The sequence below is a fragment of the Bradyrhizobium manausense genome (assembly GCF_001440035.1).
Classification (GTDB): domain Bacteria; phylum Pseudomonadota; class Alphaproteobacteria; order Rhizobiales; family Xanthobacteraceae; genus Bradyrhizobium; species Bradyrhizobium manausense.
Window position 1 is genome coordinate 14,853 of record NZ_LJYG01000066.1, and the last position, 20,917, is coordinate 35,769.

Below are 20,917 nucleotides of genomic sequence, written 5' to 3' on the forward strand. Positions count from 1 at the left end.
GGTGAAGGAAAAGGGCGACGGCTTCGCCGGCGCCCGCGTCGCCAATTTCGACAAGATCCGGTTCATTCCGGTCCCTGATGTCGGCACCCGCGTCAGCGGCGTGCAGGCCGGCGACTACGACTACGCGGAAATGATCTCCGGCGACCTGTACGAATCCCTGAGCAAGGACCCATCGGTTCAGGTGCAGCGTACCAACGCGCCGATCTTCGGCCTTTTCTTCATGAATTCGAAGCAGGGAATCCTGAAGGACAATTACAAGCTTCGCCGCGCCATCCAGACCGCGCTGGACAAGTCGCAGGCCCTGCGCGTCGCCTTCGGCTCCAAGGAGCTGTGGAATGCCGAAGGGTCGATCTTTCCCAAGGGCACGCCCTGGTACTCGGCAGAAGGCGTGTCCGGCTACAGCCTCCACGATCCCAAGAAGGCCAAGGAGCTCGCCAAGGAGGCGGACTACACGGGCACTCCGATCCGCCTGCTGGTCTCGACCAACTATCAGGCGCACTATGATGAAGCCTCCGTCTTCACGCGCCAATTGGCAGACGCCGGCATCAATGTTCAGATGATGGTCGTCGATTGGGCGACGCTTCTGAAGATGCGAGGCCAGCCGGAACAGTGGGACATCTTTGTCACCCACCATTCCTTCTCGCCCGATCCGCTGCTCTTCACCTTCCTGAATGCGAGCTATCCGGGATGGTGGGACAGCCCCGAGATCAGCTCGCTGCGGACCGAGCTGATCAGATCGACCGATCCGGCCGCACGCAAGGCGACATGGGACAAGATCCAAGCGCTGATCTACGACCAGGTTCCGGTGATGAAAGTAGGCGATGCCTACACCTATGACATCGCGTCTCCCAAGCTGAAGGGACTGAACCCGAATGGTCCCGCATTCTGGAATGTGTCCACGAAGTAAGGACGGGCAATGAGACCACCGGGAATGTCCAGCGCCGCCAGCGCGCATCGCCGCCGCTGATCGGCCGCACGATCGCATGTGGTCTTACTCACTCAAGCGCGCGGCAACGACGGCGGTGACGCTTCTGGCGGCGTCCGTCATCATCTTTGCCTTCATCCATATCGTCCCGGGCGATCCCATCTACGTTCTGCTCGGTGACACCGCGACGCCCGATCAGATCGACGCCCTCCGACACCAGCTCGGCCTCGACCAGCCGATCGTCCTGCAATATCTGACCTGGATCGGCCACGTGACCGAGGGCAATCTCGGGCGGTCGATCTTCTTCCAGGCGCCGGTGTTGTCGGTCATTGCCGATGGTGCCGAGACCAGCGCCTTGCTCGCCACCATGACGATGATCTGGGTTACGCTGATCGGCGTGCCGATCGGCATGATCGCGGCGGTCCGGCACGGCACCTGGCTCGACCAGGGACTATCAGGCGCCGCGATGCTGATGGCCTCGATTCCCACGTTCTGGGTCGGGCTGTATTTGATCCTGATCTTTGCCGCGTGGCTTGGCTGGTTTCCGAGCTCCGGTTATCCATCGATCTTCGAAGGCGGCATCGTCAATCTCCGCTATCTCGTCCTGCCGAGTCTCGCGCTTGCGGCGCCGAATGCCGCGTTGATTCTGCGGCTGACCCGCGCCAGCATGCTCGACGTCTCCCGCGAGGATTACGTGCGCACGGCGCGTGCAAAGGGCATCCGCCCCTGGCAGGTCGTGACCCGGCACATTCTGCGCAACGCGCTCCTGGCGGTGGTCTCGGCATTCGGCTTCACTTTCGCGGCGCTGCTGTCCGAAGCCGTGGTGACCGAAACCGTGTTTGCCCTGCCGGGTATCGGCCGCCTCGTCGTTCAGTCGATCCTCCGCCGGGACTATCCGGTGATCCAGGGCGTCATTCTGGTCATCGTCGTCGTGTATCTCCTGGTCAACCTGATCGTCGATCTGAGCTATCGCCTGCTCGACCCCAGGGTCGAACTGCAATGAGCCGTGACGGCGCGATCTTCTGGCTGAAGCCGTTCATCGCGCGACCGATCGCACTGATGGGGCTCGGCATCCTGCTCGCGACCGTGCTCGCCGCGACCTTCGCGCCCTGGCTCGCACCTTACGATCCCTACGCCATCGATCCGTCGATCCGCCTGACACCTCCAAACGCGCTTCATTGGTTCGGCACCGACCAATTCGGCCGAGACACCTTGTCCCGCGCCATCCAGTCAGCGCGCATGGCACTGCTGATCGGTTCAGGCGTGGTCATGTTCGCGCTTGTGACAGGCGTGCCGATCGGCGTGCTGTCCGCCCTGTTCCCCCGGCTCGGCCATGTGCTGATGCGCATGGTCGATGTGCTCATGGCGTTTCCGAGCCTGCTGCTCGCACTTGGGCTGATCGTCGTCCTCGGTCCGAGCGTGGTGAACGCCATTCTGGCGATCGGGCTCGGCTACATGACCACGACGACGCGGATCGTTTACGGCCTGACGCTGCGCTTGCGCACGGAGACCTATGTCGAGGCGTCCCGCAGCATGGGCGCCGGAACGGCCTGGCTCATCGGTAAACATATCTTGCCGAACCTGGTCTCACCGCTTCTTGTGCAGGCCAGCTTCGTCTTCGCATTCGCGCAGCTTGGTGCGGCATCGCTGGATTTCCTCGGCCTCGGCGCGCCGCCGGAGATTCCGAGCTGGGGCAACATGCTGGCGGAATCGCGCACCTTCATCACCCGCGCGCCGTGGCTGCTGTTCTTTCCGGGCATGATGATCGTGGCGACTGCGTTTTCGCTCAACCTGGTCGGCGATGCCCTACGCGATCGCCTGGACCCCCGGTTCCGTCAGCTCCTTGGCGAGAAGGGCTAGATCGTGCTGTCCGTTCGCGACCTTACCGTGTCATTGGGGCCAGCGACTGCACCGGTCGATATCGTCGCCGGCGTGTCCTTCGAACTTGCCAAGGGCGAAATCCTCGGCCTCGTCGGCGAATCCGGCTGCGGCAAGAGCATGACCTCGCTCGCGGTGATGGGATTGCTGCCGCAGCCCGGCCCGCAGATCCGCGCCGGCCGAGTCCTGTTGGAGGGCAGCGACGTGACACAGCTGCAACCCTGGCAGCGCGTCGAAGCGGGCCACGGCCGCATGGCCATGATCTTTCAGGAGCCTATGACTTCGCTGAACCCGGTTCGTCGGATCGGCGATCAGATTGCCGAAGCCGTGCGCGTGCATGATCGCGTGTCCGACGCTCCGGCGACCGCCCGGGCACGCGAGCTGCTTGAGCTGGTGCGCATGCCCGATCCCGCAATGCAGCTGTCCGCGTATCCGCATCAATTGTCCGGCGGCCAGCGCCAGCGGATCATGATCGCGATCGCGCTGGCCTGCAGGCCCCAGGTTCTGATTGCCGATGAACCGACCACGGCCCTGGATGTCACCATCCAGGTGCAGGTTCTCGGCCTGCTGCGCGAGCTCTGCAACCGCCTGGACATGGCGATGTTGTTCATCACCCACGACATGGGGGTGATCGCGCAGCTCGCGGATCGCGTTTCGGTCATGTATGCGGGTCGGATCGTGGAGACCGCTGATGTCGCGGCGTTGTTCGGCAGACCGCGCCATCATTACACGCGCGGACTGATGGACTGCATGCCGTCGCGGAATTTCGGCGCGCGCCGCCTGCCAACCATCGCGGGCCAGCCGCCGGCACCCGGCACGGTTGGTGCCGGCTGCGTCTTTGCCTCACGATGCCCGGCGGTGCGCGAGCCCTGCCGCACGGCGGATCCACCGCGCGCCGAAGTTTCGCGAGGCCATGAAGTGCTCTGCGCTTTCCCCTTGGACGATGGGGGACCGCGATGAACGGAAACGCTGTCCTCGACATCAACGACCTGAAGGTCTCCTTCAAGGTCAGGCGCGCCGGCCGAAAATATCAGGTGCGAGCGGTGGATGGCGTGTCGCTGTCGCTGGCGGAGGGCGAGGTGCTCGGAATCGTCGGCGAGTCAGGCTGCGGCAAGACCACGGTGGGCCGGTCCATCGTCGGGCTGGTCCGGCCCGACAGCGGCAGCATCAGCTTCAAGGGAAGGGACGTGACGGGCGCCGGCCTTCGCGACATGCGCCTGAACATCCGGATGGTGTTCCAGGATCCCTATGCATCGCTCAACCCGCGGCGCGCGATCGGAGACTCGGTCGCGGAGGCTGGCGATATCAACGGCTTCTTCACCAGTCGCGCCGGGCGCAGCGCCGCGATCGCCGCCGCGCTGACGGCGGTCGGCCTGGATCCGTCCTTCGCCGCTCGCTATCCGTACGAACTCAGTGGCGGACAGCGACAACGCGCCGGCATCGCGCGAACAATTCTCCCCTCGCCGTCCATCGTGATTGCCGACGAGCCGGTCTCGGCCCTCGACGTGTCGGTGCAGGCCCAGGTGCTCAACCTGATGATGGACCTGCGGGAGCAGCTCGGACTGTCTATGCTGTTCATCTCCCACGACCTCGGCGTCATCGGGCGAATCAGCAATCGTGTTGCCGTGATGTATATGGGCCGGATCGTGGAACAGGCCGCAACGCGGACAGTTCTGGACGATCCGCGCCATCCCTATACGCGATCGCTGGTGGCGGCGATTCCGAAGCCGGACCCATCCAGGCGAATTCTCGGTGCCATCGAAACGGGCGAGCCGCCAAGCCTCTTCAAGCGGCCAAGCGGCTGCGCCTACGCGCCACGTTGTCCGCTGGCCAGCGATCGCTGCCTGGTCGACGTTCCCGAACTTCGCTCCGTGGACGACAGAGCACTTGCCTGCCACAACGTATAGCCGGCGAGCACTTCTGCCCTCATGACGCTCATCGGTTACGCCGAGCCAAAAACCCCGACAATGTGTATAATCGCCGGCAACGTGGCGGAGCAGCAGAGCATGCTAACTTTTCTTGCATTCATCGGGACGTCGATCATCGTCATCGTCACGCCGGGGCCCGATACGGCGACGACAATCCGCAGCACCCTTTTGGCCGGGCGGACTGGCGGGATTTGCACGGCGGCCGGCATAGCAGTTGGACAGACAGTCTGGGCGCTGGCGACCAGCGTCGGCCTTGCTGCTCTCCTGGTGGCGTCGGCGCCACTGTTTCTCACGATCAAGTATTTGGGGGCCGCTTATCTTATCTATCTGGGCCTCGTCGCGTTGTACGAAGCCGTTTGGCCGCCGGAGCAAGGTTCGGGGATGGCGGAGGAAAACCACCCGCATGGCCGCGTGAGCCCCTGGATGGCCTTCAGGCAGGGCCTCATCAGCGATCTAGGCAATCCCAAGATGGCCGTTTTCTTCACCAGCCTGCTTCCCCAGTTTGCACCGATGGGCGGTTCGACCTTTGCGACACTGCTCGCTCTTGGAATTGTCTTTGCAGCCATGACCTTCCTCTGGCTCGCATTTTATGCCGCAGCCGTTCACAAGGTGCGGAGTACACTTCAACGCCCCACCGTGCGTCGCCTTGTGGAGGGCGCGACCGGAGCGGTCCTGATTGCTCTGGGTTTGCGCATCGCCACTGAGCAGCGGTAGAGCATACCAGGAAGCGTACTCTCACAAACCGACGTTCCGAACCCGCCGCGTGCTCAAAACGTCGGCGCGGTCATCTTTGCGCGCGGCGCGTCGAACCGTTAGGCGCTGACAGAACACCAACGTTCTTGGACCTGAACGAAGCAAAGCGCGTCATCGACCTGCCTTGTTCGTTCGGGCACGGCACAACCTCGATGCAATCGCGGTGCGGATCAGGAGGCGCGAGATGATCCTCGAATGGCGACGGAAAGCCGCAGCGCTGGCGGCCGGGTTCGCAACTGTCGCTGCGCTTGCGGTGGCGCCGGCGGCGGCACAGCGCGCCGATATCGAAACGGTGCAGAAGCGCTTCAATACGCTGCTGGCCGCGGGCAAATATGACGACGCACTGGTCGAATGGCAAAAGCTCGAGACGGCCGTAAAGGCCCGATTCGGGACCGAGCACCCGAACTATGCCCTGATTCTGATCAAGGTGGCCGTGACCTACCAGAACCAGGGCCGTTATGCCGACGCCGAAGCGGCCTACAAGCGCGCTGCCGCGATCCTGGAGAAGGCGCTCGGGCCAAATCATCCGCTGGTTGCGACGGCACTCGACGACATGGCCGCCGTGTACCTCTACGAAGCGCGTTACGACGAGGCCGAGGGGCTGTTCAAGCGTGCCTTGGCGATCCGCGAGCAGGCCCTCGGACCTGAACATCCGGATCTCGCCGCGACGTTGAACAACCTGTCCGTCGTGTACAAAGGACAGGGGCGCTTTGCAGAAGCGGAGCCGATGTTGAAGCGCGCGCTGGCGATCACGGAAAAAGCCCTCGGCCCGAACCACACCCAAGTCGCAGCCGCGCTTGTCAACCTCGGCCTTCTCTATCAAGACCAGGCGCGCTATGGCGACGCCGAAAGACTATTCCGGCGAGCGCTGTCGATCCAGGAGAAGGCCACTGGCCCGGTTCATCCGATCGTGGCCAACATCCTGCACAACCTTGCCTCAACCGCCGAGGACCAGGGCCACACGGACGAGGCCGAAGCGCTCTACAAGCGGGCGCTGGCGATCAAGGAAAAGATGCTGGGGCCGAACCACCCCGATCTTGCCGACACCCTCGACAATCTGGCCGTGCTGTACGGCGGCGAGAACCGCAGCGAGGAGGCGGAGGCACTGTACCGGCGGGCGCTGGCGATCCAGGAGCGGGCGCTGGGTCAGGAGCATCCCGACGTCGCGCACATCCTCAACAATCTCGCTCTCGAATTCGAGGCGCGCGGCAAGTACGCCGATGCCGAGGAACTCACCGCGCGCGCGCTGGCGATTTACGAGAAGAGCCTCGGCGCGAACCACCCCGACACCGCCAATGCCCTGCACAATCTTGCGCGCGAGTATGCCGAGGCCGGCGACGGCGCCAACGCCCTCGCCTATTCACGCAAAGCCACCGCCGCGGTGCTGGCCCATGCCGCCCGAGAGGCCGATAGCGCCCGGCAGAAGCAGCGATCCGGAGGCCTCGTCGCGCAGCGCGCACTGTTCTTTCGCCGCCACGTCGCCAATCTTGCCCTTGCGGCGCGTCAACAGCTCGCGCCCGAACCGATGCTCGCCCGCGAAGCCTTCGAGATCGCCCAGTGGGCCGACCAGTCGTCCGCGGCGGTTGCCGTGCAGCAATTCGCTGCGCGCTTCGCCTCCGGCGCCGGCGCACTTTCCGCCCTGGTGCGCGAGAACCAGGACCTCGCCGGCTCGTGGCGCGAGACTGACCGCAAGCTCGTCGAGGCCTTGTCGAAGCCCGAGGGCGATCGCGACCGCAAGGCGATCGATGCATTGCGCCGCGCGAGCGGCGAGGCCGAGGCACGGCTCACCGCAAGCGACAGAAGGCTGGCGCGGGAGTTTCCGGAGTTTACCGCGCTCACAAGGCCGCAGCCGCTGGAGGTGAGCGCAGTCCAGAACCTGCTCGGCAGCGACGAGGCGCTGGTCTTCTTTCTGCCTGATGACAAGGAGAGCCGCGTCTTTGCGGTGACGCGCGACGGCTTCGCCTGGCACGACATCGCGCTCGGTGCCGACGCCCTGGCGGACAAGGTCAAGGCATTCCGCCGCGGCCTCGATGTCGGCGAATGGGTGGCGGCGCGCAGCGCCGGCGCGCCGGGAATGTTCGACCTCGGCCTGGCGCGCGACCTCTACGTCGCCCTGCTCGACCCTGTCGACGCCTTGATCAGGGACAAGCGCCATTTGCTGGTGGTGCCGACCGGCGCGCTCACTGCCCTGCCGTTTCATCTGCTGCTGACGCAGCAGCCGGCCGCGCCGAACCCTACCGACGTTGCGGGCTATCGCGACGCCGCCTGGCTGATCAAGCGGCAAGCCGTCAGCGTCCTGCCGTCGGTCGCGAGCCTCAAGGCATTGCGCGCCTATGCGCGCCAGCGGCCGGCGGCGCAGCCGATGATCGGCTTTGGCGATCCGGTGTTCGGCATGCCGGACGCGCGCGGCGCGGGTGCCGCCCCGGCCGGCGTCCCAGCGGCCGCCCCGCGGACGGCGGCACACACGCGCGCCTATACCGACTATTGGCAAGGCGCGGGCGTGGATCGCGCCATCCTCGGCAAGGCGCTGCCGCCGCTGCCCGAGACCGCCACCGAACTTCGCGCGATTGCCCAGAAGGTCGGTGCGACCGCGAGCGACCTTCATCTTGAAGCCGACGCGAGCGAGGCCAACGTGAAACGGCTGCCTCTTTCGGACTATCGGATCGTCTATTTCGCGACCCACGGTCTCGTTGCCGGCGACATCAAGGGCGTGGCCGAACCGTCGCTGGCGCTGAGCATTCCGCAACGTGCGAGTGATTTCGATGACGGACTCCTGACCGCGAGCGAGGTGGCCCAGCTCAAGCTGAATGCAGATTGGGTGGTGCTGTCGGCCTGCAACACCGTGGCGGGTGACAGGCCCGGCGCAGAGGCCCTGTCGGGCCTGGCGCGCGCCTTCTTTTATGCCGGCGCGCGCGCCCTGCTGGTTTCGCACTGGGCAGTCGCCTCCGATGCCGCGACCCGGCTCACGACTGCGACCTTCGACGCCATCAAGTCAGACCCTGGTATCGGCCGTGCCGAGGCCCTGCGCCGCGCCATGCTGGCCTATCTTGGCGATACGGCGAACCCGGAGAATGCCTATCCGGCGTTCTGGGGACCGTTCTCCATCATCGGCGAAGGCGCTGCGCGCCGGGACACGCCCGAATGACGAATTCAGGGCAGAGCCGTGGCGTGGGAACGGGGATTGACTGACGCTCTGTCCGGCAAGTGCCTACCTGCGGTTCTCGCTACCGGTCACCGTCTAAGCCGCCTGTGTGTCCAGGAAACGCTCGGCGTAGTGGCAGGCGACGAGGCGGCCGTCGAGCGGGCGCAGTAGCGGCCGCTGCGTGCGGCAAAGATCCGTGACATAGGGACAGCGGGTCGAGAACACGCAGCCTTTTGGCGGATCGAGCGGCGACGGCAGCTCGCCCTTCGGAACGATCCGCTGGCGTTTGCGGCCGAGGCCCGGCGTCGCGTCAAGCAAGGCCTGGGTATAGGGATGCAGCGGCCGCGCAAAGATGCGCTCTTTCGGCCCATGCTCCACCGCGATCCCCAGATACATGATCATCACGTCGTCGGCGATGTGACGGACCACGCCGAGATCGTGCGAGATGAAGAGATAAGCCAGCCCCAGGTCGCGCTGCAGATCGGCCAGGAGGTTGAGAACCTGCGCCTGCACCGACATGTCGAGCGCCGAGACCGGCTCGTCGGCAACGAGCAGTTTTGGCCGCAACATCAAGGCACGCGCGATGGCGATGCGCTGACGCTGGCCACCCGAGAACATGTGTGGATAGCGGCCATATTGCTCCGGCCGCAGCCCGACCTTCGCCATCATGTCGAGCGCCTGCGCCCGCCGCTCCTGCTTCGAAAGCGTGGTGTTGATGATCAGCGGCTCTTCAAGGATGGCGCCGACGCGCTTGCGCGGGTTGAGCGACCCGTAGGGGTTTTGAAACACGATCTGGACAGTGCGGCGCAATGTTTTGGCAGCGCCGGCCGGAGGATCGACCGCATCGACGCCGTCGAGCATCAGCGTGCCGGTGCTCGGCTTCTCGATCAGGGTCACAAGCCTTGCGAGCGTCGACTTGCCGCAACCGGATTCGCCAACCACCGCCAGCGTCTTGCCGGCATCGAGCGCGAACGACACGCCGCCCACGGCCTGCAGATGCGCGGGCGGACGAAGCCAGCCCTGCTTGACCTCGTAACTGCGCTTGAGATCGGTGGCGGTGACGAGCGCCGTCATGACGTTGTCTCGCGCTCAGGGATCGGCGCGCTGCCGCCATCGGCCGCGATGCGCTCATCCCGCGTCGGATCGCCGAGCGGATAGTGACAACGGATCAGGCCGTCCATCCAGGGGCGCAGATCGGGACGCACCTTGTCGGCCAGCGGCGTCGCATAGATGCAACGAGGACCAAACAGGCATCCCGGCGGCCGATCGCTCAGTCCCGGCACCACGCCAGGAATGGTGGCGAGCCGTCCGCCATCGCTTGCCTCCGGGCGTGCCGCCAGCAGCGCGGCCGTGTAGGGATGCTGCGGCGAGGCAAACAGGCTCTGCGTCGGGCGCTGCTCCATGATCTGGCCCGCATACATCACGGCGACGCGCTCGGTGGTATCAGAGACCACGCCCATGTTGTGCGTGATGAGGATCAGCGCCATGCCACGATCGCGTTGCAGGGACAAGAGAAGATCGAGGATCTGCGCCTGGATGGTGACATCGAGCGCCGTCGTCGGCTCATCGGCGATCAGGAGCTTTGGATTGCAGGCGATCGCCATCGCGATCATGACGCGCTGGTTCATGCCGCCCGAGAGCTGGTGCGGATAGGCCGACAGCCGGCTCTCCGGCGCGGGAATGCCGACCTGCTCCAAAAGCTCGATCACGCGGCGCCGCGCGGCCTTGCGATCCATGCCTTCATGGACGTGCAACGTTTCGGCCAGCTGATAGCCGATCGTGAAGGAGGGATTGAGCGATGTCGTCGGCTCCTGGAAGATCATCGCGACGTCCTTGCCGGTGAGCGCGCGCCGCTCGCGCTCGGACAAGGTCTGCAGATCCCGTCCCTCGAACTGCAGCTTGTCGGCCCGGACGCGCCCCGGATAGGGCACCAACCCCATCAAGGCCAGCATGCCGACGCTCTTGCCGGAGCCGGATTCGCCGACAATCCCCAGCACCTCGCCCCTTTCGAGCATGATGTCGACGCCATCAACGGCGCGCACCATCCCGTGCTGGGATGGAAACTCGACCGACAGATTCTTGATCTCGAGCAGCGGCATCGGCTCTACTTCACTGTGCTATCGCTTGAGCTTCGGATCGAGCGCATCGCGCAATCCGTCGCCCAGAAGGTTGAAGGCCAGCACGGTCACGAGAATCGCCAGGCCCGGAAGCGTGACGACCCACCAGGCCCGGAGCACGAATTCGCGCGCGTCGGCCAGCATGGTTCCCCATTCCGGCAAAGGCGGTTGCGCACCGAGACCGAGAAAGCCGAGCGCGGCCGCGTCCAGGATTGCCGTCGAAATGCCGAGCGTGGCCTGCACGATGAGGGGCGCCGTGCAATTCGGCAGCACTTCCTTGAACATCAAGCGGAGCCGGCCGGCGCCTGCGACCTTGGCCGCGACGACGTAATCCTTCGAGACCTCGCTGATCACGGCGGCGCGGGCGATCCGCACATAGTGCGGCAGCAGCACGATCGCGACCGCCAGCATGGCATTCATCAGGCCTGGCCCCAGGATCGCGACGATCACGATCGCGAGCAAAAGGCTCGGCAGCGTCAACGTGATGTCCATGAGCCGCATGATCACGATCTCGATCACGCCGCGGAAGAAACCGGCGATCAGACCGAGGACCGTGCCTGTCACCACCGACAGGGTGACCACCGCGATGCCGATCAGAAGCGACAGCCGCGCGCCATAGATGAGACGGGACAGAATATCGCGGCCGATCGCGTCGGTGCCGAGCGGATAGGCGGTCGATCCGCCCTGCTGCCAGAACGGGGGCTTGAGAAAGACCGCATTGTTGGTCACGATCGGGGAATGCGGCGCAACGACATCGGCAAAGAGCGCGAGCAGTATCAGAACCACGATCACGACGAGGCCTGCCACGGCGCCGAAATTGGCCTTGAAGTCGGACCAGAACTGCGACAGCGGATGCGGCGGCGCGCCCGGTTGCGACACGATGGGAGTTTTGAGGACTTCGGCGCTCATCGCGTGTACCGGATGCGGGGGTTGATCAGTCCGTAGGCGACGTCAACCAGGAGATTGACGATCATGATGATCGCGCCGATCAGAAGCGTGCCGCCCTGCAGCACCGGATAGTCGCGGCGGTTGATGCCCTCGATCAGCCATTTGCCCACGCCCGGCCAGGAGAAGATGGTCTCGGTGAGGATCGCACCGGTAAAGAGCACGCCGACCTGAAGCCCGATCACCGTCACCACCGGGATCAGCGCATTGCGCAAAGCATGGATTGCGATCACCCGGAAATACGGCAAGCCCTTGGCGCGGGCGGTACGGATGTAATCCTCGCCCAAAACCTCCAGCATGGCGGACCGCGTCATGCGGGCGATGACGGCGAGCGGCACCGTGCCGAGCACGATCATGGGCAGCACCAGATGCGACAGCGCCGAGCGAAACGCGCCGAAATCACCGGCCAGCAGCGCATCGATCAGCAGGAAGCCGGTCACCGGTTCGATGAAGTATTGCACCGCGATCCGGCCCGACACCGGAGTCCATCCAAGCTGCACCGAAAAGAGCAGGATCAGCAGCAATCCCCACCAGAAGATCGGCATCGAATATCCGGTCAGCGAGACGCCCATCACGCCATGATCGAAGATCGAGTTGCGGCGAACCGCGGCGATGATGCCGGCCGGCAATCCCAGGCACAGCGCAAACAGGATCGCGCAGACCGATAGCTCGATGGTCGCCGGGAACAACGTGCCAAATTCGGAAATCACCGGCTCATGGGTGACGATCGAGCGGCCGAAGTCGCCATGCACCAGCCGCGACAGGTAGAGGCCATACTGCACCAGCACGGGCTGATCGAAGCCGTACTCCTTGCGCAATTGCTCGTGCCTGAGAGCATCGATGCCGCGTTCGCCCGCCATCGTCTCGATGGGATCGCCGGGAATCAGGCGGATCAGCACGAAGACAAGCAACGTGATCCCGATGAAGGTCGGAACCACAAGACTCAACCGGGTAAAGATGAACCGGAGCATGCCGTTCCCTGCCACCCTCTCTGGATAAGGAAAGGGTCAAGAAGAATGGGCGGAGCAACGTTGGTCCGCTCCGCCCTTGTCTCCTGCTATTCCTTGACGTCGACGCCGTAGAAGGTGTGGCGGCCGAACGGCGACAGCTTGAAGTCAATCACTCTCTTGGTCACGGGCTTCAACTGCACGGCATGCGCGATGGTGAACCACGGCGCCTGCTCCTTGAAAATCACCTGCGCCTGTTCGTACAGCTTGGTCCGCTCGGCCTGATCACTGATGGTCTTGGCCTTCACGACCAGATCGTCGAACGGCTTGTAGCAGAACTTGGCAATGTTTCCGCCCGATGCCGTTTGCGCGGAATCGCAGCCCAGCAAGGTGTGCAGGAAGTTGTCAGGATCGCCGTTGTCGCCGGTCCAGCCCAGCATGCCCATCTGGTGTTCACCGGCCTGCATTCGCTTGCGGTATTCGCCCCATTCAAACGACTTGATTTCAGCCTTGACGCCGATCTTGGCGAGGTCGGCCTGCATCAGTTCGGCAATGCGCTTGGCGTTCGGATTGTAGGGCCGCTGCACCGGCATGGCCCACAGGTCGGTTTCGAAGCCATTCGGAAATCCTGCGTCGGCCAGGAGCTTCTTGGCCGCCTCCGGATCATAGGGGTCGTCCTTGACCTCGTCGTTATAGGACCACATCGAGGGTGGGATGGGATTCTTGGCCGCGATGCCGGTCGACAGATAGACGGCGTCGATGATCGCTTTCTTGTCGATGGCCATGCTGATGGCCTTGCGCACGCGCACGTCGTCGAAGGGCTTCTTCTGCGTCTGGAAGGCCAGATAGCCGACATTGAGGCCCGGCTGCTCCAGGACGGTCACGTTAGGATCCTTCCTCATCGCGTCGATGTCGGCCGGGTTCGGATAGGGCATCACGTCGCATTCGCCCTTCTGAAGCTTGGCCCAGCGAACGGATGAATCCGGCGTGATCGAGTAGACGAGGTCGTCGATCTTCGCCTTCCCGCCCCAGAACGCGGGGAAGGCCTTGTATCGGATCACGGCGTCCTTCTGATACTGCACCAGATAGAACGGTCCGGTCCCGATCGGATCCTGATCGATCTTTTCGGGCGTGCCGGCCTTCAGCATAGCATCCGCATATTCCTTCGACTGGATGGCCGCGAAAGCCATCGCGAGATCGGCAAGGAACGGAGCTTCCGGCCGGTTGAGCGTCACCTTGACGGTGTAGTCATCGACCTTCTCGACCGACTTCAACAATTTCGGCATCCCCATGTCGCCGAAATACGAATGGTTCGAACTGGTGACCTTGAAGTACGGATTATCCTCTTTCCACTGCCGCTCGATCGAGAAGATGATGTCGTCGGCATTGAAGTCCCGCGTCGGCTTGAACGATTTGGACGTCGAATGCCACTTCACGCCCTTGCGCAGCTCGAAGGTGTAGGTGGTGCCGTCAGGCGAGATCGTCCACTTCTCAGCGAGTGCCGGCACCACCTTCGTGCCGCCACGCTCGAACTCAACAATGCGATTGTAGATCGGCTCGTTGCCGTCGAACGACGTGCCTGTGGTGTTGACGCCGGGATAGAAGTTCTCCGGGCTGCCCTCCGAGCAGAAAATCAGGGTTTTGGCTGATACGGGCGAGGCCACGGCGAGCGCCAAAGCGCAGACGCCGGCGAGCAGGATTGATCTGTTCACTGTCGGAACTCCCCTGTGAACTGTCTCGGCGCGGTTGAGGCCGGCTGCGCCAAAGACGCCTGGGGCAAGATTGCGATTGGGCATTGCACCTGTCAATGCGGCGGGCTTGAGCGCCTTGGCGTGCATTGCACGTCTGCCTGCTCGCGAATACGCCCGCAATTGCTTGCCGAGAACGAAGGCCAAACGCGATGCAGAATGTCCATCCTCGCTGGGGTGTGTGTGAGCGGCCCGAGACATAGGTGACAGAACGTACCGGACACATGGGTTACACTCGTGTGCGGGCTGGCGGAGAGAGTGGGATTCGAACCCACGGTACGGTTTCCCGCACACACGCTTTCCAAGCGTGCGCCTTAAGCCACTCGGCCATCTCTCCGGAGCGCCCTCTCTTGAAGGGGCGCCGGCGATTTTGCAAGGGATCGCAGGTAAATCCGATGAATTTTCCGCAACATGTTGTATTTACAGCATAAAAACTCGCATCGCTATGACTCCGGGAGCCCCTTTCGGCTGAACCCATCACGGGTTTGGCGCGACGATTCACCTGAAGACGCCAGACATGACCGGGGACGCCATGACCATCCGCAACACCCTCGCCGCCCTTTGCCTGATTTCGGCCCTTGGCGCCGCCTTTACCGGGCCTGCGAAGGCGCAGGCCTGCAGCAGGCAGGGCGTCGATGTGACCTGCGACGATGGGCGCCGCGGGGTGCTCTCTGGCGATACCATCCTATGGCCGGACGGGACCCGCTCCAGCTCCACGCCGCACCAGAGCATCATCATCGGCAACAAGAGCTCCGTGCATGTCGGGCCCGGCGTGTTTGTCGGCCAGGGCAAGGGCGTGGTGCCGATGGACGATCCGAACGCGCCGAACAAGCGGCAATGCGCGATCCTGGACGGCGTGTCGTATTGCTATTGAGGGCTCACCTCTCCCGGCAAGGGAGAGGCAGAGAGAGGTTAGATCAGCCGCACACCTGAGATCGCCGATTTCAGCCAGCGCAGCGCCTGCGGCGGTTGTGCCGCGAGCGGAGCTGCCGCGACTTTCTCGGTGCGGCACTTCTCCAGCTCGGCAACGAAATCCGACGACCATTGCTGGATGGTGTGCCCCCGCAATTTCTTCATCATCGCGTCCCAGCGCATCTTGCGCTCGGTGAGCGGCATCGCTGCGGCGACCGCGATCGCGCGCGCCATGCCGTCGATGTCGTGCGGATTGACCAGCAGCGCGGCGTCGAGCTCGTTGGCCGCGCCGGCGAATTTCGACAGCACCAGCACCCCGGGATCGGCCGGGTTCTGCGCGGCGACATATTCCTTGGCGACGAGGTTCATGCCGTCATGCAGCGGCGTCACCACGCCGACCTGCGCAGTGCGGTAGAGGCCGGCGAGCACGGCCTGGCTAAAACCCTTGTTCAGATAGCGGATCGGCGTCCAGTCGACCTCACCATGGCGACCGTTGACGTCAGTGACGAGGCGGGCGACTTCGTTCTGGAGATTGCCATAGGCTTCGATGCCGCCGCGCGACGGATTGGCGATCTGGAGCAGCGAGATGCTGCGCGCGAATTGCGGCTGCTCGGTCCAGAGCCGGTCGAACGCGCAGATACGGTTGACGAGCCCCTTGGAATAGTCGAGCCGGTCGACGCCGATCGCGAGTCGCTCGCCATTGAGGCTGCGGCGCAGGCGCGAGACATCCGGATGCGAGGCTGATTTCGCGGCATAGGCAGCGAACTTCTCCGCGTCAATGCCGATCGGAAACACCTGGCAGCGCGTGCGGCCGTGTTGCGAGAGCACGACGCCGTCCTCGATGACGAGGCCGAGCTCGCTGCCGGCATAGTTGAGGAAATTCTGGCAATCAGTCTCGGTCTGGAAACCGAGCAGGTCATAGGCCAGCATCGTCGTGATCAGCTCACGATGATTGGGCACGCCCTGCATCACCGCGACGACCGGCCAAGGCGTGTGCAGGAAGAAGCCGATGGGATCATCGACGCCGAGATCCCGCAGCTCCGCGCCGAGCGCGAGGAAATGATAATCCTGCACCCAGAACGCCGTCTTGTTTTTGCGGAAGCGCATCAGCGCGCGCGCCATGAAGGCGTTGACCTCGCGATAGCTGACATAGTCGTCGCGCGAGACGCGGATCAGATCGCTGCGCGAGTGCAGCGCCGGCCACAAGGCCGAATTGGCGAAGCCTTCGTAGTAGCCGCCATAATGCGCCGCCGGCAGGTCCAGCGTTGCGATCGCACCCGTACCCAGCGCCTCGATCTCGGCGAACGGCTCCTTCTGATGGCCATCACGCACGCGGCCGGAGGAGCCAACCCAGATAGCACCCGAATGCTCGACAACGGGAAGCAGCGCCGCTGCGAGGCCGCCCGTCATGGGTTCGTTGGGTTTGCCGCGCGCAACTCGATTTGAAACGACAACTAAGTTCACAGGTCGTCCCCTCCTGTTCATTCCACCCCGTTTAACTGCCGTTCATCAATATGGTTCCTGTCATCATTTCTACGAAATGAAACCAAAGTCAGGCGTGCGCGTTGGAACACGTTTCCCTCAAGGGAACCCGACGATTTCATTCGAGAAAGATTGGTTTCGCACAGCCGGAAGAGACGCGCGCAGGTGCACTGCACGCGTGAAAATATGGCTATGAGATGACCGCGCCTTATTCCGACCTTGTGTCGTCAAGCAGCCGCGCAAGGAACGCACGTACGTCGTTCGGCGCATCGAAATGGCCGTTGACGCCCTTGGCACGACGGCCCACCGAGAAGGAGAGCCCGTTCATGTCGGGCATGATGGCGAAGACGGTTTCATCGGTGACGTCGTCGCCGATGAAGATCGGACGACGCCCCCTGAACGGCTCATGCCTCATCAGTTCCCGCACGCCGGTCGCCTTGGTGAACCCGGAATGCTTGATCTCGCAGACGAACTTGCCGGGCAGCACCTCGATCGGCGCATTGGGCAGATCGGCGCGGATCAGCGAGACGGCTTCGTAAATCGCCTTCTCCGCATGCGGCGCGAGGCGATAATGCAGCGCCAGCGAATAGCCCTTGTCCTCAAGCAGAATGCCGGGGCTGAGCTTTGCGATCGCAGCCAGGCGCCGCTTCAGCTCCTTGTCCATCGGCGGCGCGTGCACGTCGTCGGCCTCGTTGTCCACCGACAGCCGCATCTCCGCGCCGTGACCGGCGACCGCGCGAAACACATCGGGCGCGAAGATGAGGTCGATGTCGTTGAGCGAGCGGCCGCTGACCATGGCCAGGGCGCCGGACGTGCGCTCCGTCAGGCGAGTCAGCGTCTCCGAAAGGCCCGGCGGCACCCATACCTCGCGCGGCGTCGGCATCAGATCGAGCAGCGTCCCGTCGATGTCGAGCAGAATCGCGGTCTCGTCGAGATGCGGAACGAGCGCATGCGGCACAGGCACGGCATCGGGCGCTTCTTCGTCAGGCATTGCGGGCTTCTGGTCCGGTTCAGCGAGTTCGGATTTCATCAGTCTACTCCATGGAAGCGAGCGGCCGCGCGATTTGTTCGAGCGACTTGCGCTCTGCCGAGATGGCATAGCGCCATGCCACAATTGCGGCCGCAATCATCAGGACGGACCCCAGCAGATAGCCGGCGAACACGCTGTTGCGTGATCCCGTATCGATCAGCGCGCCGAACAGCGCAGGACCAATCACACCGCCGATGCCGGTGCCCACCGCATAGAACACCGCAATTGCCAATGCGCGGACCTCCAGCGGGAAGGTTTCGCTGACGGTGAGATAGGCCGCGCTCGCCGCGGGTGAAGCAAAGAAGAAGATCACCATCCAGGCGATGGTCTGCCCCTGCGCGCTCAACGCGCCGATCGAGAACAGATAGCCCGATAGCGCCAGCAAGAGGCCCGAGACGCCATACGTGAACATGATCATGGCGCGACGGCCGAGCGTGTCGAACAGACGGCCGAGCAGAAGCGGGCCGAGGAAGTTGCCGGCTGCGAATGGCAGCAGGTACCAGCCGACGTGATCGGCGCTGATGCCGTAGAAATCAGTCAGCACCAGCGCGAAAGTGAAGAAGATCGCGTTGTAGAAGAAGGCCTGCGCGACCATCAGCACCAGGCCAACCAGCGCGCGCTGGCGGTAGGTGCCGAACAGCGTCTGCGCGACTTCGCGGATCGGGGTGTGATCGCGCATCTTCAGCCGCATCTTGGGAAAACTCTCGCGGTCCGCCTCCTGATCATGCCCGATCACCGAGCGCTCGATGCCGTCGACGATCTCGTGCGCCTGGTCGGGGCGGCCATGGATCATCAGCCAGCGCGGGCTTTCCGGGATCCACATCCGCATCAACAGCACGACAAGGCCGATGGTGGCGCCGATGAGATAGGCTAGACGCCAACCGAGATCGGGGCCGATCGCGGCGGGATCGAGCAGCACGATGGCCGCGACGGCCCCCATCGCCGCCCCGATCCAGAAGCTGCCGTTGATGACCAGGTCGGTCCAGCCGCGATAGCGCGCGGGCACCAGCTCTTGAATGGTCGAGTTGATCGCGGTGTATTCGCCGCCGATGCCGGCACCGGTCAGGAAGCGGAACAGCGCGTAGCTGGCAATATCCCACGACAGCGCAGTCGCCGCGGTCGCGGAAAGATAGAGCGCGAGCGTGATGAAGAACAGTTTCTTGCGGCCGATGCGGTCGGTCAGCCAGCCGAAGCCGAGCGCACCGAGCACGGCGCCGGCGAGGTAGGCGGAATTGGCGATTCCGAGATCGAGATTGGAGAAGCGCAGCGTCGGGCTCTGCTTCAGCGCACCCGAAAGCGCTCCCGCGAGCGTCACTTCGAGCCCGTCGAGAATCCAGGTGATGCCGAGCGCCAGCACGACACGGGTGTGGAAGCCGCTCCAGGGCAACGCATCGAGCCGCGCGGGAATGCTGGTCTCGACGATGCGATCGGTTGCGACCGCCGCGGAGACTGCAGGTCCATCATTCAGCGCTGCGCTCTGCTGCAATTCCATGGGGTTGCTGGGTCTGGGGGTGCGGCATTTCGGCCACCTGCGACAACGTCGGCGCCATCCGCCGGTTCCCCTGGGAACGCCGGCGAATGCCGACCGTTTCCGCTGCAGCCGCAAGGAGTTGACGCATGGCTCAGGTCAGAAAGACGACACATTCGCGCAAAACGACGGCACGCAAGAACACCAGCACGCGGCGTAGCGCCGCCCGCAAAGGCACAAAACGCGCCGCGCCAAAGCGCTGGTCGCAGCGTGTGACGAAGGAGAGCGACGCGCTCGATCTCAAACGCGGCGTGTTCAAACTCTCCAGCCCCCGTAAGATCGCAGCCTCGCTGAAACGCTCGGCCGAGCACAGCGCGCGCCGCAAGACCGGCGCTTATCGCTCCGCGCTGTCGATGCTGACGTTCTACATCAACCGCGCCGGAAAGACCTTGCCGAAGATTCAGCGTGAGCGGCTGGAGAAGGCGAAGGTGGAGCTGAAGCGGGCGTTCGGGAGGGAATGAGGCGCGCCGCCCCTTACCCGCTATCATCCCGGACAAGCGGACGGAGTATGAAAGCGACGGAGTCCTACGCTGCCCGGATATTCGCCATGAAGCGATCGAGCTCGGCGCGCAGGCGGGTGCTTTCGCTCGACAGCGTCTTGGCCGAGTTCAGCACCTCCTCCGAGGCTGAACCGGTTTCGGCCGCGCCGCGGTTGACCTGGCCGATATCGGTCGCGGCGGTCTGGGTGCCCTGGGCGACGTTCTGGACGCTGCGGGCGATCTCCTGGGTCGCGGCGCCCTGCTCCTCCACTGCACTGGCAATCGAGGTCGAGATCGACGAGATCTTGCCGATGGTCGCACCGATCTCCTTGATCGCGGCGACCGACTCGGCCGTCGCACCCTGCATGCCCGCGATGTGCGAGGAGATCTCGTCGGTGGCCTTCGCGGTCTGGCTCGCCAGCGATTTCACTTCGCTCGCGACCACCGCAAAGCCGCGGCCGGCTTCCCCGGCGCGCGCCGCCTCGATGGTGGCGTTCAGCGCCAGAAGATTGGTCTGCTCGGCAATCGCGGTGATCAGCTTGACCACCTCGCCGATCTGCTGGGCCGCGTGCGAGAGCTTGCCGATCCGACCATCGGTTTCCTTGGCCTGCACCACGGCGGCCTCGGCAATGCGGCTGGAATCGCGGACCTGGCGGCCGATCTCCTCGACCGAAGCCGACAGCTCTTCGGTCGCGGTCGCGACCGACTGCATGTTGCTCGAGGCCTGCTCGGAGACGCCGGCGACCTGGCTCGACAAGGTCTGTGTCGTCTCGGCGGTGCGGGTCAGCGTGGATGCGGATGATTCAAGCTGCACGGCGGACGCCGAAACGTTGGACACGATCGCACCAACAGCGCTTTCAAAATCGTCGGCAAAGCGGATCAGCTCGGCGCGGCGGCTTGCGGCCTGCTCCCTGTTCTGGGCTTCGCTGGCGGCGGCATCGCGCTCGGCCTTGGCAACGGCCTGGAGCTTGAACTCCTCGACCGCGCCGGCCATCTCGCCGATCTCGTCCTTGCGCCCGAGCCCGGGCAGCACCACGTCGAAATTGCCCGAGGCAAGCTCACGCATCGCCTTGCACATCGCGATCATCGGCCGCGAGATGCCG

At 64.1% G+C, this 20,917-nt stretch carries 18 protein-coding genes and 1 tRNA gene; 9 read left to right on the forward strand and 10 right to left on the reverse strand.

The features are described 5' to 3' along the window. The 7 genes from AOQ71_RS47945 to AOQ71_RS16925 all read left to right on the forward strand — a co-directional run. Nucleotides 1–907, forward strand: a 907-nt coding sequence (locus AOQ71_RS47945; RefSeq protein ID WP_245316918.1) for an ABC transporter substrate-binding protein, incomplete at its 5' end; no start/stop codon positions are given. Between the two features lie 76 nt (nucleotides 908–983). Next, complete coding sequence (locus AOQ71_RS16900; protein ID WP_057748172.1) at nucleotides 984–1,928, forward strand: ABC transporter permease; 945 nt, start codon at nucleotides 984–986, stop codon at nucleotides 1,926–1,928. Next, nucleotides 1,925–2,785, forward strand: a complete 861-nt coding sequence (locus AOQ71_RS16905; RefSeq protein WP_057748175.1) for an ABC transporter permease — start codon at nucleotides 1,925–1,927, stop codon at nucleotides 2,783–2,785. The genes AOQ71_RS16900 and AOQ71_RS16905 overlap by 4 nt, the downstream gene beginning before the upstream one ends. A gap of 3 nt (nucleotides 2,786–2,788) precedes the next feature. Further along, nucleotides 2,789–3,763 carry an ABC transporter ATP-binding protein gene (locus AOQ71_RS16910; RefSeq protein WP_057748178.1) on the forward strand — a complete coding sequence of 325 codons (975 nt, stop codon included), beginning with the start codon at nucleotides 2,789–2,791 and terminating at the stop codon, nucleotides 3,761–3,763. Between the two features lie 83 nt (nucleotides 3,764–3,846). After that, nucleotides 3,847–4,710 carry an oligopeptide/dipeptide ABC transporter ATP-binding protein gene (locus AOQ71_RS16915; RefSeq protein WP_245316919.1) on the forward strand — a complete coding sequence of 288 codons (864 nt, stop codon included), beginning with the start codon at nucleotides 3,847–3,849 and terminating at the stop codon, nucleotides 4,708–4,710. Between the two features lie 21 nt (nucleotides 4,711–4,731). Further along, nucleotides 4,732–5,445, forward strand: a complete 714-nt coding sequence (locus AOQ71_RS16920) for a LysE family translocator (RefSeq protein WP_245316920.1) — start codon at nucleotides 4,732–4,734, stop codon at nucleotides 5,443–5,445. A 223-nt stretch (nucleotides 5,446–5,668) separates the two neighbouring features. Beyond that, nucleotides 5,669–8,629 (forward strand): CHAT domain-containing tetratricopeptide repeat protein, encoded by a 2,961-nt coding sequence (locus AOQ71_RS16925; protein WP_157083547.1) that lies wholly within the window; start codon nucleotides 5,669–5,671, stop codon nucleotides 8,627–8,629. Nucleotides 8,630–8,722: 93 nt separating this feature from the next. Here the strand turns inward: AOQ71_RS16925 and AOQ71_RS16930 are convergent, their stop codons facing one another. The 6 genes from AOQ71_RS16930 to AOQ71_RS16955 form a co-directional block, all read right to left on the reverse strand. Next, entirely contained in the window at nucleotides 8,723–9,700 is a 978-nt protein-coding gene (locus tag AOQ71_RS16930; protein ID WP_057748188.1) for a peptide ABC transporter ATP-binding protein, read from the reverse strand. Then, nucleotides 9,697–10,725, reverse strand: a complete 1,029-nt coding sequence (locus AOQ71_RS16935) for an ABC transporter ATP-binding protein (RefSeq protein ID WP_057748191.1) — start codon at nucleotides 10,723–10,725, stop codon at nucleotides 9,697–9,699. Before AOQ71_RS16935 ends, AOQ71_RS16930 begins: the two co-directional genes overlap by 4 nt. Nucleotides 10,726–10,743: 18 nt before the next feature. Continuing rightward, nucleotides 10,744–11,652, reverse strand: a complete 909-nt coding sequence (locus AOQ71_RS16940) for an ABC transporter permease subunit (protein WP_057748194.1) — start codon at nucleotides 11,650–11,652, stop codon at nucleotides 10,744–10,746. Next, complete coding sequence (locus AOQ71_RS16945) at nucleotides 11,649–12,659, reverse strand: ABC transporter permease subunit (RefSeq protein WP_057748197.1); 1,011 nt, start codon at nucleotides 12,657–12,659, stop codon at nucleotides 11,649–11,651. Before AOQ71_RS16945 ends, AOQ71_RS16940 begins: the two co-directional genes overlap by 4 nt. Nucleotides 12,660–12,745: 86 nt before the next feature. Next, nucleotides 12,746–14,347, reverse strand: a complete 1,602-nt coding sequence (locus AOQ71_RS16950) for an ABC transporter substrate-binding protein (RefSeq protein ID WP_057748216.1) — start codon at nucleotides 14,345–14,347, stop codon at nucleotides 12,746–12,748. A gap of 283 nt (nucleotides 14,348–14,630) precedes the next feature. Further along, nucleotides 14,631–14,720: transfer RNA gene (locus AOQ71_RS16955), tRNA-Ser, on the reverse strand. Nucleotides 14,721–14,915: 195 nt separating this feature from the next. Here AOQ71_RS16955 and AOQ71_RS16960 point away from each other — a divergent pair. Then, nucleotides 14,916–15,257, forward strand: a complete 342-nt coding sequence (locus tag AOQ71_RS16960) for a hypothetical protein (protein WP_057748219.1) — start codon at nucleotides 14,916–14,918, stop codon at nucleotides 15,255–15,257. A 38-nt stretch (nucleotides 15,258–15,295) separates the two neighbouring features. Here the strand turns inward: AOQ71_RS16960 and AOQ71_RS16965 are convergent, their stop codons facing one another. The 3 genes from AOQ71_RS16965 to AOQ71_RS16975 all read right to left on the reverse strand — a co-directional run bounded on the left by AOQ71_RS16965 (nucleotide 15,296) and on the right by AOQ71_RS16975 (nucleotide 19,299). Then, on the reverse strand, nucleotides 15,296–16,759 hold the full coding sequence (locus AOQ71_RS16965) for a trehalose-6-phosphate synthase (RefSeq protein WP_057748200.1): 1,464 nt from the start codon (nucleotides 16,757–16,759) through the stop codon (nucleotides 15,296–15,298). Between the two features lie 226 nt (nucleotides 16,760–16,985). Then, nucleotides 16,986–17,807, reverse strand: a complete 822-nt coding sequence (otsB, locus tag AOQ71_RS16970) for a trehalose-phosphatase (protein WP_057748204.1) — start codon at nucleotides 17,805–17,807, stop codon at nucleotides 16,986–16,988. Between the two features lie 4 nt (nucleotides 17,808–17,811). Next, the gene (locus tag AOQ71_RS16975; RefSeq protein WP_057748207.1) at nucleotides 17,812–19,299 is read right to left on the reverse strand and encodes an MFS transporter; all 1,488 of its coding nucleotides are present in this window, start codon (nucleotides 19,297–19,299) and stop codon (nucleotides 17,812–17,814) included. Nucleotides 19,300–19,424: 125 nt separating this feature from the next. Between AOQ71_RS16975 and AOQ71_RS16980 the strand changes: the two genes are divergently transcribed. Beyond that, nucleotides 19,425–19,796, forward strand: coding sequence for a DUF3175 domain-containing protein (locus AOQ71_RS16980; protein WP_057748210.1), 372 nt, complete (start codon nucleotides 19,425–19,427; stop codon nucleotides 19,794–19,796). A 64-nt stretch (nucleotides 19,797–19,860) separates the two neighbouring features. On the opposite strand, the gene AOQ71_RS16985 is transcribed toward AOQ71_RS16980, so the two are convergent. Further along, nucleotides 19,861–20,917, reverse strand: a 1,057-nt coding sequence (locus tag AOQ71_RS16985) for a methyl-accepting chemotaxis protein (RefSeq protein ID WP_162268327.1), incomplete at its 5' end; no start/stop codon positions are given.

Bases quoted from the DNA above. Each gene is read 5' to 3' on its own strand.
- AOQ71_RS16980 (WP_057748210.1), top strand. From the start codon at position 19,425: ATGGCTCAGGTCAGAAAGACGACACATTCGCGCAAAACGACGGCACGC.
- AOQ71_RS16920 (WP_245316920.1), top strand. From the start codon at position 4,732: ATGACGCTCATCGGTTACGCCGAGCCAAAAACCCCGACAATGTGTATA.
- AOQ71_RS16935 (WP_057748191.1), bottom strand. From the start codon at position 10,725: ATGCCGCTGCTCGAGATCAAGAATCTGTCGGTCGAGTTTCCATCCCAG.
- AOQ71_RS16960 (WP_057748219.1), top strand. From the start codon at position 14,916: ATGACCATCCGCAACACCCTCGCCGCCCTTTGCCTGATTTCGGCCCTT.
- AOQ71_RS16975 (WP_057748207.1), bottom strand. From the start codon at position 19,299: ATGGAATTGCAGCAGAGCGCAGCGCTGAATGATGGACCTGCAGTCTCC.
- AOQ71_RS16900 (WP_057748172.1), top strand. From the start codon at position 984: ATGTGGTCTTACTCACTCAAGCGCGCGGCAACGACGGCGGTGACGCTT.
- otsB (WP_057748204.1), bottom strand. From the start codon at position 17,807: ATGAAATCCGAACTCGCTGAACCGGACCAGAAGCCCGCAATGCCTGAC.
- AOQ71_RS16940 (WP_057748194.1), bottom strand. From the start codon at position 11,652: ATGAGCGCCGAAGTCCTCAAAACTCCCATCGTGTCGCAACCGGGCGCG.
- AOQ71_RS16945 (WP_057748197.1), bottom strand. From the start codon at position 12,659: ATGCTCCGGTTCATCTTTACCCGGTTGAGTCTTGTGGTTCCGACCTTC.
- AOQ71_RS16925 (WP_157083547.1), top strand. From the start codon at position 5,669: ATGATCCTCGAATGGCGACGGAAAGCCGCAGCGCTGGCGGCCGGGTTC.
- AOQ71_RS16930 (WP_057748188.1), bottom strand. From the start codon at position 9,700: ATGACGGCGCTCGTCACCGCCACCGATCTCAAGCGCAGTTACGAGGTC.
- AOQ71_RS16905 (WP_057748175.1), top strand. From the start codon at position 1,925: ATGAGCCGTGACGGCGCGATCTTCTGGCTGAAGCCGTTCATCGCGCGA.